The following is a 14592-nucleotide window of genomic DNA, read 5'->3' on the forward strand; positions in this document are numbered from 1 at the left end:
CAGAGCGTTGAAGTATAATCACTTTTCGCGTGGCCCCATAGCTCAGTGGATCAGAGCGTTCGCCTCCGGAGCGAAAGGTCGTGGGTTCGAACCCCACTGGGGTCACCATTTCTTATTATTTGCGGTTGAAGCTGCATAAAGCTTGCCGCGTTACATCCTTCGTAACACTTTTAGTGCCGCACGGTGTGCCAACGTTGTTTGTTGTAGCATCGGCTCAGGTTTATTCGAGCTGCGTATACAGCAAGAAAGGCACGCCCATGATTGCAATCGTTAAAGAGTCGGCCACCAACGACCAGCTTCAGCACTTCGTCAAGTGGATCGAGGGCCGAGGATTCAGAACCAACGTCTCTCGAGGCGAGAACGAGACCGTCGTCGGAATCATCGGTGACACCACCCAGATCGACCCGTTCCTCCTCGAGTCGATGGACATCATCGAGACCGTGAGGCGCGTCTCGGAGCCGTTCAAGAAGGCGAACCGCAAGTTCCACCCCGAGGACACCATCGTCGACTGCGGCCACGGCGTAAAGATCGGCGGAGGAAACTTCCAGGTTATGGCAGGTCCGTGCTCGGTTGAGGGCAAGAACCTGATCGAGATCGCACGCTGCGTCAAGGACGCCGGGGCAACCATGCTGCGCGGCGGCGCATACAAGCCCCGCACCTCCCCCTACTCCTACCAGGGTATGGGCGAGAAGGGCCTCGACCTTCTCCTCGAGGCCTCCGCGGAGCTCGACATGCCCATCGTCACCGAGGTAATGGACCCGCGCGACGTTCAGCTGTTCGTCGACAAGAAGATCGACGTCATGCAGATCGGCGCGCGAAACGCGCAGAACTTCTCGCTGCTCAAGGAGGTCGGCAAGACCAAAACCCCCATCCTGCTGAAGCGAGGCATGTCCGGCACGATCGACGAGCTCCTCATGGCCGCCGAGTACATCATGAGCGAGGGAAACGAGAACGTCATCCTCTGCGAGAGGGGCATCCGCACCTTCGAGACGCGCACGCGCAACACCTTTGACGTGAACGCCATCCCGGTGCTCCATCACCTCTCCCACCTGCCCGTGGTCGGCGACCCCAGCCACTCGACAGGCTACACGCGCTACGTTCGCCCCGCCGCCTACGCGGCGACGGCAGCCGGAGCCGACGGCCTCGAGATTGAGGTCCACAACTGCCCGCAGGAGGCCTGGTCGGACGGCGCCCAGGCCCTGACTCCCGCCCAGTTCGCCGACGCCATGAAGCGCATCGCGCTCATCCGTGAGGCCGTCACGGCAGACCTGGACAAGGAGTAACGCATGGCTAAGGGCGAAAAGCGCACCTTCGTCCCCGGGCGCGTCGGCGTCGTGGGACTGGGCCTCATGGGCGGATCGTTCGCCAAGGCGGCGCACCAGGGCGGGCAGGAGGTGTACGCCTGGAATCGCACGCGCTCCACGCTCGAGCTCGCCATGATCGACACGATCGACGGAGAGCTGACGGAAGAGGTCGTCGGGACCTGCGAGCTCATCATACTTGCGGGCTACCCCCAGGTGAGCGTCGATTGGATGCGCGACATGGAAGGCCTCATATCGCCCGGCGCGCTCGTAATCGACACCGTGGGCGTCAAGCGCGTCATCTGCGACAAGTGCTTCGAAATCGCCGCGCAGCACGATTGGACCTTCGTCGGCTGTCACCCGATGGCTGGGACGCAGTACTCTGGATACGCGCACTCCCGCGCGAACATGTTCCACGGCGCTCCGATGGTCGTCGTGGCGCCCGACGACGCGGATGACTTCGAGCGCGCAGACGTGCTCGAGCGGCTCAAGGCGCTTCTCGCCCCCTGTGGCTTCGGGTCCTTCACCCTCGCGAGCGCCGACTTCCACGACCAGCAGATTGCATACACCTCGCAGCTCGCGCACGTCGTGTCCAACGCATACGTGAAGAGTCCCGCAGCCCAGATGCACAAGGGCTTCTCGGCAGGGTCGTACAAGGACCTCACGCGTGTGGCGCGGCTCAACGCGCCCATGTGGACGGAGCTGTTCCTCGACAACGCAGACTACCTCTCGCGAGAGATCGGCACGATCATCGACAACCTCAAGGCATACAAGGACGCACTGGACAGCCACGACGCACAGAGGCTCGAGGAGCTCCTGGCCGAGGGGGACAGGCTCAAGAAGGAGGCCGAGAAGCGATGAGCGAAACATGGTCGATTCCCGTAGACACGCCCTCACGCTCCTACGTGGTGCACGTGGGACAGGGGATCCTGGACGAGACGGGGCAGATCGTTCGCGAGGCATGTGGCGGGACCAAGGCCTGCATCATCTCCGACTCGAACGTCGCCCCGCTGTACGCCGACGCTGTAGCGGGATCTCTTGCGGACGCCGGCTATTCATGCACGCTCCAGATCTTCGAGGCCGGCGAGGCATCGAAGCGCGTCGACACCCTCGCGGACCTACTCGAGGGGCTTGCGACGTCCGAGCTATCCAGGGACGACGTGGTCGTCGCCCTGGGAGGCGGCGTTACAGGCGACATGGGTGGGCTCGCCGGTGCCCTCTACCTCCGCGGATGCAAGGTCGTGCAGATCCCAACGTCGCTTCTGGCCATGGTCGATTCCTCCGTCGGCGGCAAGACGGCGATCGACCTCGAGGCAGGCAAGAACCTCGCCGGCTGCTTCTTCCAGCCCCACGCGGTTATCGCCGACATCGACTGCCTGGACACCCTCACCCCCGAGCTCTTCACGGACTCATGCGGCGAAGTCATCAAGCACGGTGTCATAGCAGACCCCACCCTCTTCGACGAGATTGGCGCGTCGCCACTCAATGGCAACCAGGCTGACAGCGACTACATCGCGCGCATCGTCGCAAGAAACATCGTGATCAAGCGCGACGTGGTGAACCAGGACGAGCGCGAGCGCGGCCTAAGGCAGATTCTCAACTTCGGCCACACCATCGGCCACGCCATCGAGGCGGCCAGCGGCTTCGAGCTGGGCCATGGCTCGTCGGTCGCGGCCGGAATGTGCTGCATCGCCCGCGCGAGCGCAAAGAAGGGCTGGTGCGACAGCGAGGTCGCCAAGAAGATCGTCGAAGCCGTCTCGGCCTACGGCCTGCCCACTGACACCGCGATACCTCACGACACGCTGCTCGACTTTGCCACGCACGACAAGAAGCGCCACGGAGACGGCGTGAACGTCGTGGTTCCCACCGCGATAGGCACCGTGGAGGTAAAGAAGGTGAGCCTCAACGGGCTCACCGAACTCATCGACCTTGGCTGCGGCGCAAACTAGGGAGACCCCTTGGACATTCTCATCAGACCACACGCCCTCGAGGGAAGCGTCGACGCCATCGCGTCCAAGTCGATGGCGCACAGGCTCCTGACTCTCGCGGCGCTCTGTCCGAACAGGACGGACCTCAACTGCAACACGACCTCAAAGGACATCGAGGCGACGGCTGGGTGTCTGGAGGCGCTGGGCGCGCACGTTGCGCGCACCCGGGTCGGCTTTCGCGTGAACCCGATTGACGCCGCACGCGGGGGCGCGACGCTTGACTGCGGCGAGTCTGGGTCGACCCTCCGATTCCTGCTACCGGTCGCGGCGGCCCTCGGCTGCGGCGCAAGCTTCACCGGCCACGGAAGGCTGGCGCAGAGGCCACTCTCCCCTCTATACGAGGAGCTGCAGGCCCATGGGGTCAAACTGAGCGCACAGGGCAGCTTCCCCCTCACCGTCAGCGGAGAGCTCGAGCCCGGAGACTTCTTCATTCCCGGCAACGTCTCGTCCCAATACATCAGCGGACTTCTCATGGCAGCACCCCTCATGGGCGCTCGCACGAGGGTGTTCGTCGGCGAGCCCGTCGAATCGCGCTCGTACGTCAACATCACCATCAGGGCCCTTGAGACATTCGGGGTCCATGTGAGCACCGGCCACGAGGAGCGCAAGGGGCGCCCCTGCACGGTATACGAGGTCGACCCATCCAGGCGTCTCGCGTCGCCGAGCGTCGCCACCGTCGAGGGAGACTGGTCCAACTCCGCGTTCTGGCTTGCCGCCGGCGCGATGGCAAACAGCGTCGAGGTCGACGGGCTCGACATGGGCTCTACCCAAGGCGACCGTGCAATCATGGCGGCGCTCGCCGCCTACGGCGCGACGGTCAGAAGGGGGCCCGTAAGCGCTACCTGCGTGCACGACCGGCTGGAAGGCCGCACGATAGACGTGTCGGACATCCCAGACCTCGTGCCGCCCCTCGCGGCGGTCGCCTGCCTCGCCGAGGGAACCACCAAGATCGTCGGCGCAGCGCGGCTGCGCCTCAAGGAGTCTGACCGCCTGGCGACCGTCAGCGACGCGCTCAGGGCAATGGGTGCCGACATCAGCATCGAGGGTGACGGCCTGGAGATCCAGGGCGGACGCGCGCTCGCGGGCGGGGTAGTCGACGCCGCAAACGACCATAGAATCGCAATGATGGCCGCCGTCGCAGGAGCCTCCGCGACGGGCGAGACGCTCATCCGCGGGGCGGAGTGCGTCTCGAAGTCCTACCCAGGCTTCTTCGATGACTACAGGAAGCTTGGCGGAATCGCCGAGGAGCGTGATGCTTAGATGTCGTCAACCTTTGGGACCACCCTCAGGGTCACCGTGTTCGGACAGTCCCACTCGCAGGCAATCGGCTGCGTCGTCGAGGGTTTTCCCTCGGGAATCGTCGTCGACAGGAAGCGCCTCGAGAGGTTCATGGCCAGGCGCGCGCCCGGACGGGGCAGCTGGACGACCCCGCGCAAGGAGGCCGACCTGCCCAACTTCGTAAGCGGGCTCAATATGAGGGGCGCGACCTGCGGCGCCCCGCTCTGCGCCGTCATCGAGAACACCAACACGCGCTCGGGCGACTACGACAACCTCCTGCGCGTGCCCCGCCCCGGGCACGCAGACTTTACCGCCGAGCAGAAGTGGCACGGCAACCAGGACGTTCCCGGAGGCGGACACTTCTCGGGCCGGCTCACCGCGCCCCTTTGCGTGGCGGGGGGCATCGCCCTTCAGTACCTGGAGGAGAGGGGCGTGCACATCGGTGCGCACCTCCTCTCGGTCGGAGCCGCCTGCGACAAGCCCTTCGCCGCCCTCGACAACACGGAGCGGGGGCGCAAGACGCTCGAGCGCCAGCTCGAAGCGCTCGCGGACGGAAGGGCCTTCCCGACGCTCAGCGAGAGCGCCGCCGCGGCGATGCTCAACGAGATCGACAAGGCGCGCCAGGCGCTCGACTCCGTCGGGGGCGTCATCGAGTGCGTCGCCACGGGAATGCCCGCAGGCGTGGGCTCCCCCATGTTCGACGGCGTCGAGAACGCGATTGCCCGCGCGGCCTTCGGAATCCCCGCCGTCAAGGGCATCGAGTTCGGACGCGGGTTCGAGGCCGCGCGGCTCCGCGGGTCCCAGAACAACGACCCGTATCGCATGACAAGCGAGGGCGCGGCGCCCCAGACCAACAACGCAGGTGGCGCACTGGGCGGCATCACCACGGGAGCGCCCGTGTTGTTCAGGCTGGCCATCAAGCCGACGCCAAGCATTTCTCGCCCACAGGAGTCGGTCGATCTTTCCGCCAACAAGAACGAGGAGCTCGAGATCAGGGGACGCCACGACCCCTGCATTGCCCCGCGCGCGGTCCCGGTCGCCGAGGCGGTCTGCGCTCTGGCGCTCCTGGACTGCATACTCTCGTTCCCCGCTGAAATACAAGACTAGAAGGCACGGTGCAGCAAACGATGCAAGACCTCTCCGTAACCCGCAAACAGATTGACGCGATCGACACCGAAATCGTCAACCTCTTCGTCAGACGCATGGCCTGCGCCGACGAGGTGGCCGCATACAAGGCCGAGCACCACCTGCCTGTTCTGGACCGCTCGCGCGAGCGCGAGCTGCTCGCCAAGCGTGCCTCCATGGTGCCGGAGGACCTGAGGGGGTACACCCAGGTGCTCTTCCAGCTGCTGATGGAGGCGTCGCGTAACCGTCAGAGCGAGGCCCTGGGCGCAAACGGCGAGAGCGTCGAAAGGATAGCGGCAGCGCTCGAGAGCAGCCCCGAGCTCTTCCCCTCTGAAGCATACGTCGCCTGCCAGGGCGTCGAGGGTGCGTACCAGCAGATCGCGACCGACCGCATCTTCAAGCACGCCAACATCAGCTACTTCGACACCTTCGACGGCGTCTTCCGCGCGGTCGAGGAGGGCTTCTGCTCCTATGGCGTGGTACCGCTGGAGAACAGCACTGCCGGATCGGTGACGCAGGTCTTCGACCTCATGATGAAGCACAAGTTCCACATCGTGCGAACCTGCCGCCTGAAGATCGACCACAACCTCCTGGCAAAGCCGGGCAGCGGCCTCGAGTCTATCCGCCACATCTACAGTCACGAGCAGGCCATCAACCAGTGCGGCGACTTCCTGGGGTCCCTCAAGGGCGTTTCTGTCCACAGCTGCGAGAACACGGCCGTTGCCGCACAGATGGTCGCCGAGAGCGATGGCGCCGACATCGCCGCCATCGCCTCGCGCTCCAGCGCCGAGATCTACGGCCTCGACGCGCTCGCCAAGAACGTGCAGGACCAGGGGAACAACTACACCAGGTTCGCGGTCATCGCAAAGGACCTCGTCATCTACCCTGGCGCCGACAGGAGCTCGCTCATGATCGTCGTCAACCACGAGCCCGGCGCGCTCTACAAGGTCCTCGCGAAGTTCTACGACTTGGACATCAACATCATCAAGCTCGAGAGCCGCCCCATTCCCGACCGCGACTTCGAGTTCATGTTCTATTTCGACGTGCAGTGCCCCGCTGCCGCGCCCGAGTTCCTCACGCTCATGAGATCGCTGGAAGATGCCTGCGAGGAATACCGCTACCTCGGCAGCTACTCAGAGATCGTTTAGGGGGCGGTCAAATGCTGCCGCAAAACGACCTGACGTTCGGCCTGGTGGGAAGGAAGCTTGGTCACAGCTGGTCTCCCCAGATTCACGAGATGCTGGGCTCGGCCCCCTACTCGCTGGTCGAGCTCGAGCCGCAGGAGGTCGAGGGTTTCCTGCGAGGGGGCTCCTGGCAGGGGCTCAACGTGACGATTCCCTACAAAGCCGTCGCCGCACAGGTGGCCGGCCAGACGAGCGAGCGCGTGCGCAGGCTCGGCGTGGCAAACACCCTCGTGCGAAGGCCGGACGGAACCATCTTTGCCGAAAACACCGACGTCCTCGGCTTCTCGTGGATGCTCGAGCGCTTCTGTCGGAACAGTCTTTGCGCCGAGGCATGCGAAGCGCTTCGCGGCGCGAAGGCGCTCGTGCTGGGAAGCGGGGGCGCGAGCCAAGCCGTACAGATGGCGCTGCGCGAGACGAGCGCCAACGTGGTCGTGATCTCCCGCAGCGGAGAAGAGCGCTACGAAACGATCTTGGAGCGCCACGCCGACGCGAGGTTGATCGTGAACGCCACGCCCGTCGGCATGTACCCCAACTGCCCCGCAACGCCGATCGAGCCTGACGTCCTCCAGAAGATGGACGACCTTGCCGGCGTGCTCGACGTGGTCTACAACCCCGAGAGGACGGGCATCTGCCTCGCGGCCGAGCGCCTGGGCATACCGAGCGAGTCGGGGCTCGCGATGCTTGTCTCGCAGGCCTTCTGGTCAAGCCGGCTCTTCCAGAGAGAGGCTCTGGACGACTCCCTGGTAGAGACCATCGAGAAGGACCTGCGCTCGCGCATGAGGAACATCGTCCTCATCGGAATGCCAGGCGTGGGCAAGACGACTTCCGGCCGACAGCTCGCGCGCCTGCTCAAGAGGCCCTTCGTCGACCTTGACGACGCCTTCGAGCTTGAGATCGGGTCAAGCCCGGCGGAATTCATCCGAAGCAAAGGCGAGGCGTCCTTCCGAAGGCGAGAGTCCGAGATCGCCGCCTCCTACGCGGAGCGCTCGGGCTTCGTGATTGCCTGCGGCGGCGGCATTGTGACGAGGCCCGAGAACTACGACCTTCTCCACCAGAACGGCACGCTGGTCTATCTGGACAGGCCGATTGACGCCCTGTCCACAAGCGGGCGGCCAATCTCTCAGAATCGGGGCGTGGCGGAGCTTGCGCGGGAACGCGGACCGCTCTACGAGTCGTGGGCCGACCTCAGACTCGGCTGCACGGGAAGCCCAGCGGGAGACGCGGCTGCGATAGCAAGCGAGCTCGGGCTTACACATTAGGCGAATCGTAACCTCGTTCACCCGTTTTATCTGTACGTTTGCCGCTCATGCGCATCGTTCTGAAAACGGTCTCAGCACCCAAGCCTATACTTGCGCAGAATGTGCCGACATACGGCCACGAGCATAGCCAATCGATAGTAGACAAGGGGTCAGAAAGAATGACGACAGACGAGACGGCAGCAGCGGTCCTCCGATGCGTTGGCGGAAAGGCGAACGTCCTCGGCAACTCGCTCTGCATGACAAGGCTTCGCCTGAGCGTCGCGAACCCAACATTGGTCGATCGCGAGGGAATCAACTCTATCGCTGGCGTGCTGGGAACCACCACGCGCGGCGCGAACGGAATCGAGGTCGTGTTCGGCCCGCGCGTCGTGCAGGAGGTCTTCGACTCGTTCGAGGCCCTCACCGGACTCGACTCCACCAACGAGAAAATGCCGCCCTCAACGGGATTCACGCCCTCAAACCTCAGGGTGCACATCAACCCAAACCACGGAGAGGCCGAGCATGATGCCACCGAGCTTGCGCGCGAACTCGACTCTATCGCCTCGAGGGGCGACGACACGGGAGAGCACGACCTCGAGGACCTCACTCAGATGCTGCTCGACAGCGAGCCCGAGCCCTCTGCGCAGACCGACGACAGCCTCTACGACGAGGATGGCAAGAGAGTCCTCGTCATCAACGGCCCGAACATCAACATGCTGGGCATCCGCGAGCCGGAGCTGTACGGCAAGGAAGACTTCCCCACCCTGCTCAAGCTCTGCAAGACGGCCGCACAGGAGGTCGGATTCGTGGACTGTACCTGCTACCAGTCGAACCACGAGGGTGACTTGGTCGACAAGATCCAAGACGCCTACCAGGTGTACGACGGCATCGTGATCAACCCCGGCGCCTACACCCACACCTCGATCGCAATTCTGGACGCGCTCAAGGCAGTATCCATCCCCACGGTAGAAGTCCACATCTCAAAGGTGGACGAGCGCGAGGAGTTCAGGCAAATCTCGTATGTCAGGGCGGCCTGCTTCGAGACAATCATGGGCATGGGCATCCAAGGCTACGAAAAGGCCATCCGAGACCTGGCGGAGTACCTCTCCGCCGCAGACTAGCCCGGACTAGCGGCACATCCAGACGGCACCGTCACTCACGAGGACGTCCACGGGGACGTCGTGCTCGTCATGGGGCAGCGGGTTGCTGCTAATCTGAATCGTGCGCGCAAGGCCGATTTTGGTCCCCGAGTATCCCGCCAGGAAGTTGTCGAAGTAGCCGGCGCCATAACCCACGCGATAGCCGCTTCCGTCAAAGACGAGGCCGGGAACGACACAGACGGATCCCTTGAAGTCGCAGTCGTCGAGCGGGCGGGAAGAAGCGGTCTCGACAACGGGCTCAAGCGCACCTCGAGCGCCGGGACGCAGGTCGTCGAGCGAGTCGACGACATAGTACTCAAGCGATCGCTCGCCGCCGACGCAGCGGGGCAGAGCGACCGACTTGCCGTCAGCCCAGGCATTCTTCAGAATCGCAGACGTGTCGATCTCATCACGGTAGGCAACGTAGCCCAGAACAAGGTCAGAATCACGGTAGGCGGAGCAGGCCCTGAGATGCCGCGCTATCTCGTCGTCGATGCGCCTCCTGACGGAATCTGAGAGCGACCCCATAACTGCAAGGTAACCGTTGCGCAGCGCATCCCTGCTTGCGTCCTCGCCATATGAACTTGCCACGCAGCCTCCTTTCGTCCACCCTACTTTAGCGTATCGTAGGTGCGTGAAGCGCAATATCAGCGCACGTCGTAACAAATTGAGTCATCTGGAATCATTTCAGAAGCACCATCGACGCAGAAGGAAACCATGGGAGAGACCGTCGCCATCGGAGAGTTTGAGGTTGAAGTACGCAGGGCCCGCGTACGCCGAGTCACCCTGCGAATCGCCCCGGACGGCAGCGTACGCGTCACGGCACCCAACGCATGCCCCATCCAGGACATAGAGGCATTCGTGCGCGACAAGGCGACCTGGGCAGAGTCACGGCGCGAGGGCGTGCTGAGGGCGCGGCGCGAGGAGCTTGCAATGTGGTCGGATGGTGGATGCGTCGAATACCTAGGAGAAGCGCTCACGCTCTCGGTCGAGAGGGACGCGGCGACGCATGCCGCCCAATTCGCCGAGCGGTCGGGAGAACGCATCATCGTCCACCTCGCCGACTTCACGACGTCCGAGGAGGTCACCGGGCAGACGCAAGCGCTTGTGGAGGCATGGCTCGAGGAGCGGATGGAGGAACTTCTCCCCGGGCTCTTCGCGAAGATCGAGCGCAGGATGCAGCTTAGGTGCTCGGGATGGCGCATACGACGCATGAAGTCGCGTTGGGGCTCGTGCAACACCAAGACGCGCATGATATGCCTTAACGCGCAGCTGGTGGAATACCCCATCGAGTGCCTCGAGTCGGTCATCGCCCACGAGCTCTGCCACCTGATCGAGCCGACGCACAACGAGCGCTTCCACCAGCTGCTCGATACCTACTACCCCGCGAACCGCGAGGCGCGCAGAATCCTCAACCTGAGACCACCGAGGCGATAGCAAGACCATGTGCCGGTATTGGCACAAGATATCAGACAAGGCGTTGCCAGGCCTCAATTTGCCGTAACATATATCAGTCAACAACGAAAAAGCGAGGAGTATTACATGCCCAACGAGGGAAGCTACGAGGAGGCGCTTAGGCGCAGCAGCAAGGTCAAGGCGGACCTTGCGGAGGGTAACGTCGAGAAGTACACCATGCTCACGGGTGACCGTCCCACCGGCCGCCTTCACCTGGGACACTACTTCGGCACCATCAAGGAGCGCGTACGCCTTCAGAACATCGGCGTGAACACCAACATCATCATCGCGGACTACCAGGTCATCACCGACCGCGACACGACGGGGCAGATCCAGGACAACGTCTACAACATGGTCATGGACTACCTTGCCTGCGGTGTCGACCCTGACAAGACCATGATCTTCACCCATTCCGCCGTGCCCGCGGAGAACCAGCTGATGCTTCCCTTCCTCTCGCTCGTCAGCGAGGCGGAGATGCAGCGCAACCCGACGGTCAAGGCCGAGATGGAGGCCTCGGGCCACGCGCTCACGGGACTGCTTCTAACCTACCCGGTCCACCAGGCCTGCGACATCCTCTTCTGCAAGGGCAACATCGTGCCCGTGGGACGAGACCAGCTCCCCCACATCGAGGTCACCAACAAGATAGCGCGCACCTTCAACAACCGCTACAGCAAGAAGAACCCCATCTTCCCGATGGTGACAGGCCTCATCAACGACACGCCTCTCGTGCCCGGCCTCGACGGTCGCAAGATGAGCAAGTCGTACGGAAACGCAATCTCGATCAGCATGACCGAGGCCGAGACGGCGAAGCTCATCAAGAAGTCCAAGACCGACTCCGAGCGAAACATCACGTTCGACCCCGAAAACCGACCCGAGGTATCCGCGCTCCTCACGACCGCCGGCATCTGCTCCGGACGTGATCCGAAGGAGCTTGCGGAGGAGATCGGAATGGGCGGCGCCGGAGCGCTCAAGAAGATCGTCACCGAGTCCGTTAACGAGTACTTTGCCCCCATCCGTGAGCGCCGTCACCAGTACGAGCAGGACCTTGACTACGTCAAGGACGTCCTGCACGAGGGCAACCGCAAGGCCAACGAGATCGCCAACAGAACGCTTGACGAGGTTCGCGAGGCCATGGGTATGGTCTACTAGCAAAGATACGCCGCGCACGGGGTGCCTGCTCCAGCGCAGAGACGCGAAATTGGGAGAGGGACGGCCACGACGGTCGTCCCTCTCCCCTCTTTTGCATATCAAGCTCGGCCCAAAGCCCAGATTGCCCCTAGAGCACCGCCATGGCAATGGAAAGAGCCACCATGTTGGCGACGGCCGTCACGACGACCGCCTTCAGACAGTCGAGATGCGGTTGAGGACGTAGTTCGAGAGGCCCGTGACGGACATGAGAATCGAGAAGCCGCGGGAAAGGCCAACGATCATGACGGCGCCCATCATGTCCGCGCAGCCACGCATGAACTCGTTGACAGTATCGTGCTTCAACAAACAGGAGACCACGCCGATGACGATGCCTATGAGAAGGAACCAGGTAGCAGACTCGGCGAAGTACCGCTTCCCAAACGGAACGTTCGTAAGGTAGGAAGACCAGCCTGCGATCGTTTGCTCGGTCAACGAGAGGGTACCCTCGACGTCGCCACGCTCGACGTCGCCACGCTCGTCGTCGCTCATGAGCGTCGAACCCTTGTCCGCCCTGCCCCCCCTCTTGCGTAGAGCATGACAATGAACACCGCAATAAGGTAAGAGGTGACGAGAAGGATGAGGCCGAGGGCGATTACGATGCCCAAATTTGAATAAAAAAACGCCCCCGGAAACGGGGGCGCCTTTCGTTCAGTTCCGAATGCTGAGTCTTAGGCGGGGACAACGAGCATCGCGATGGTGAGGATGATGATGGAAACGACCGCAATGGCCGCGACAATCTTGAGGGCAAACTTGACCCAGGTTCCGTACTCAACGCGAGAGAGCGCAAGGCCGCCCATGATGGCACCATTCGTCGGGGTGATGAGGTTCACGGCGCCGGAGGCGGCAGAGAAGATCATGACCATGACGGCAGGATTGAAGCCAAGCTGCTGAGCCAGGGGCCCCATGATCGGCATGGAAACGGTTGCCATGCCGGAGGTCGAGGGGATGAGGAAGGACAGCAAGAAGTAGAGCAGGTAAGAACCGATTGCGAAGACGATGCCCGAGGTGCCGGAAAGGGCGCCGGCAGCAGAGTTGAGGACATAGTCGGCGAGGCCGGTGGAGCTCATGAGGACGGACACGCCACGGGAGACGGCGATGATCATGACGACCGACATCATGTCGCCGGCACCAGCCATAAACTCGTCAACGATCTCGTGCTCGGAGAGGCCGCCCACGATGCCGATGATGATGGCAAGGAGCAGGAACCAGGTGGTGGACTCGGCGAAGTACCACTGGCCGAGAGGCGTGCCGGTCAGGAAGGCGGACCAGCCAGCGTTGTCGGTGACGGTGGAGGTCAGGGAACCGGACACGTCGTCGGAAAGCTCGAGGGTGCCGAGCTTGTCGGCGTCATACTGGGCGACGATGTCATCAGCAGTTACCTCGACGGTCTCCTCATGGGAAGCAGAGCCAGCAACGAAGAAGTTGACGCCCAGATCCTCCCAGGGAATGAAGGAGATGACCATGACGATGAAGGCAGCGGCGAAGAAGCAAAGGACGCCCTTCTGCTTGCCGGTGAGAGCAACCTCCTGGTTGTTCTCCTGGTCGTTCGAGTAGGCAGCCTCGGCGTTCTCGATCTCGGTCGCGCTCATGAGCGTGCGAGAGGGATCGGCCTTGACACGCTTAGCATAGCGGAGGACGAAGAACACTGCGATGATGTAGGAAGCGACGAGCAGGATAAGGCCGAGGCCGATGACGACACCCTGGTCAACCGCAATGTTGAGACCGGTGAGCGCAGCAGAAGCAACGCCGGTCGCGAACGGGTTAACGGTGGAGCCGAGGCAGCCGACGCCGGCACCAAGAAGGACCATCATCGCGCCAGTGAGCGAGTCATAGCCCGCGGCCATCATCGTGGCGGAGAGCAGTGCGTAGAAACCGACGGTCTCCTCGCACATGCCGTAGGTGGTGCCGCCGAAGGCGAACAGCGCCATGAGGATGGGGATGAGCCTGAGCTCGTTGCCGTTCATCTTGTGAACGAGGACGGCGATGCCGGTGCTCAGGGCATCCGTCTTGTTGACAATGCCGAGGAATCCACCGAGGACCATGACGAACAGGCAGACGTCAATGGCGTCCGCGAAGCCCTTGGCGGGCGCCATCAGGAAGTCACCCAGGGTAGCACCGGTAACGTCAGGCGTGGACCCCGACAGGATAACCGTAATGACAGCAACAATTGCAAGTAGGATGAAGATGATGGAGAAAGACGTTAGCATCTTCCTCTTCTTCTTCGGCTGCGTCGTGTCAGACATGACCGCAACTCCTTTCGACGTATTCTGCGTCAGTAAAGCCGTACAGAAACCCAAACGAAACAGAAACTGAACATAAAACGAAAAACTTCGCTATATATCCTACACGGGTTCTTCGAAAATCACAATAGTTAATTGCAAACGATATCCAATAGTCGGCCAAAGTAGAATAGTTGCCGATAGCGTAGGAATAATTACCGCATACAGACGGTTTGGTACCTTTCGTCGTTCATGTGAATAGACACGACAAAATGTTTACCTGCGTTTCTACTGATTACATCAGAAGAAGCACAGAGAATTGCGCCAAGAGACAGCAAATGCATCTTCAAAAGTATCTCTACCATATATATGGATAGTAATCTCTGGTTATCCATATATAGCTAATAGTGATACGATAATTGAACTTGACAGTTCAGATACTTTGCGCTAATGCACGAAAAAAGGCCCTCCCGATCT

General features: G+C 62.2%; 13 protein-coding genes and 1 tRNA gene. 11 read left to right on the top strand and 3 right to left on the bottom strand.

Annotation, left to right across the window (positions count from 1 at the left end; translation table 11 throughout):
- Positions 1-31: 31 nt before the first annotated feature.
- The 9 genes from B5D13_RS02675 (at position 32) to aroQ (ending at position 9235) form a co-directional block, all read left to right on the top strand.
- A tRNA-Arg gene (locus tag B5D13_RS02675) sits at positions 32-108 on the top strand.
- A gap of 149 nt (positions 109-257) precedes the next feature.
- On the top strand, positions 258-1283 hold the full coding sequence (gene aroF / locus B5D13_RS02680; protein ID WP_078686802.1) for a 3-deoxy-7-phosphoheptulonate synthase: 1026 nt from the start codon (positions 258-260) through the stop codon (positions 1281-1283).
- Positions 1284-1286: 3 nt separating this feature from the next.
- Complete coding sequence (locus B5D13_RS02685) at positions 1287-2162, top strand: prephenate dehydrogenase (RefSeq protein WP_078686803.1); 876 nt, start codon at positions 1287-1289, stop codon at positions 2160-2162.
- Positions 2159-3250, top strand: a complete 1092-nt coding sequence (gene aroB, locus B5D13_RS02690; RefSeq protein ID WP_078686804.1) for a 3-dehydroquinate synthase — start codon at positions 2159-2161, stop codon at positions 3248-3250. Before B5D13_RS02685 ends, aroB begins: the two co-directional genes overlap by 4 nt.
- Before the next feature lie 9 nt (positions 3251-3259).
- Positions 3260-4549 carry a 3-phosphoshikimate 1-carboxyvinyltransferase gene (aroA, locus tag B5D13_RS02695; RefSeq protein ID WP_078686805.1) on the top strand — a complete coding sequence of 430 codons (1290 nt, stop codon included), beginning with the start codon at positions 3260-3262 and terminating at the stop codon, positions 4547-4549.
- Entirely contained in the window at positions 4550-5674 is a 1125-nt protein-coding gene (aroC, locus tag B5D13_RS02700) for a chorismate synthase (RefSeq protein WP_078686806.1), read from the top strand. It abuts the gene before it with no gap.
- Positions 5675-5682: 8 nt separating this feature from the next.
- Entirely contained in the window at positions 5683-6840 is a 1158-nt protein-coding gene (locus B5D13_RS02705) for a bifunctional chorismate mutase/prephenate dehydratase (RefSeq protein ID WP_306806907.1), read from the top strand.
- Between the two features lie 11 nt (positions 6841-6851).
- Complete coding sequence (locus tag B5D13_RS02710; protein ID WP_078686808.1) at positions 6852-8135, top strand: shikimate kinase; 1284 nt, start codon at positions 6852-6854, stop codon at positions 8133-8135.
- A gap of 158 nt (positions 8136-8293) precedes the next feature.
- Positions 8294-9235 (top strand): type II 3-dehydroquinate dehydratase, encoded by a 942-nt coding sequence (gene aroQ, locus B5D13_RS02715; protein ID WP_078686809.1) that lies wholly within the window; start codon positions 8294-8296, stop codon positions 9233-9235.
- 6 nt (positions 9236-9241) lie between these two features.
- Here the strand turns inward: aroQ and B5D13_RS02720 are convergent, their stop codons facing one another.
- Positions 9242-9844, bottom strand: a complete 603-nt coding sequence (locus B5D13_RS02720; RefSeq protein ID WP_078686810.1) for a 5-formyltetrahydrofolate cyclo-ligase — start codon at positions 9842-9844, stop codon at positions 9242-9244.
- Between the two features lie 126 nt (positions 9845-9970).
- Here B5D13_RS02720 and B5D13_RS02725 point away from each other — a divergent pair, with 126 nt between their 5' ends.
- Together B5D13_RS02725 and trpS are read left to right on the top strand one after the other, a co-directional pair.
- The gene (locus B5D13_RS02725) at positions 9971-10690 is read left to right on the top strand and encodes a M48 family metallopeptidase (protein ID WP_078686811.1); all 720 of its coding nucleotides are present in this window, start codon (positions 9971-9973) and stop codon (positions 10688-10690) included.
- Between the two features lie 105 nt (positions 10691-10795).
- Entirely contained in the window at positions 10796-11857 is a 1062-nt protein-coding gene (gene trpS, locus B5D13_RS02730) for a tryptophan--tRNA ligase (RefSeq protein WP_078686812.1), read from the top strand.
- Between the two features lie 192 nt (positions 11858-12049).
- Here the strand turns inward: trpS and B5D13_RS02735 are convergent, their stop codons facing one another.
- Together B5D13_RS02735 and B5D13_RS02740 are read right to left on the bottom strand one after the other, a co-directional pair.
- On the bottom strand, positions 12050-12385 hold the full coding sequence (locus B5D13_RS02735; protein ID WP_078686813.1) for a hypothetical protein: 336 nt from the start codon (positions 12383-12385) through the stop codon (positions 12050-12052).
- A gap of 179 nt (positions 12386-12564) precedes the next feature.
- Positions 12565-14139, bottom strand: coding sequence for a YfcC family protein (locus B5D13_RS02740; protein WP_078686814.1), 1575 nt, complete (start codon positions 14137-14139; stop codon positions 12565-12567).
- Between the last annotated feature and the right edge of the window lie 453 nt (positions 14140-14592).

Source organism: Olsenella sp. KH1P3 (assembly GCF_900167315.1).
Lineage (GTDB): Bacteria > Actinomycetota > Coriobacteriia > Coriobacteriales > Atopobiaceae > Olsenella_J > Olsenella_J umbonata_A.

Coding starts and splice junctions, on each gene's coding strand:
- aroF (WP_078686802.1), top strand. CDS start 258: ATGATTGCAATCGTTAAAGAGTCGGCCACCAACGACCAGCTTCAGCAC.
- B5D13_RS02685 (WP_078686803.1), top strand. CDS start 1,287: ATGGCTAAGGGCGAAAAGCGCACCTTCGTCCCCGGGCGCGTCGGCGTC.
- aroB (WP_078686804.1), top strand. CDS start 2,159: ATGAGCGAAACATGGTCGATTCCCGTAGACACGCCCTCACGCTCCTAC.
- aroC (WP_078686806.1), top strand. CDS start 4,550: ATGTCGTCAACCTTTGGGACCACCCTCAGGGTCACCGTGTTCGGACAG.
- B5D13_RS02710 (WP_078686808.1), top strand. CDS start 6,852: ATGCTGCCGCAAAACGACCTGACGTTCGGCCTGGTGGGAAGGAAGCTT.
- aroQ (WP_078686809.1), top strand. CDS start 8,294: ATGACGACAGACGAGACGGCAGCAGCGGTCCTCCGATGCGTTGGCGGA.
- B5D13_RS02725 (WP_078686811.1), top strand. CDS start 9,971: ATGGGAGAGACCGTCGCCATCGGAGAGTTTGAGGTTGAAGTACGCAGG.
- trpS (WP_078686812.1), top strand. CDS start 10,796: ATGCCCAACGAGGGAAGCTACGAGGAGGCGCTTAGGCGCAGCAGCAAG.
- B5D13_RS02735 (WP_078686813.1), bottom strand. CDS start 12,385: ATGAGCGACGACGAGCGTGGCGACGTCGAGCGTGGCGACGTCGAGGGT.
- B5D13_RS02740 (WP_078686814.1), bottom strand. CDS start 14,139: ATGTCTGACACGACGCAGCCGAAGAAGAAGAGGAAGATGCTAACGTCT.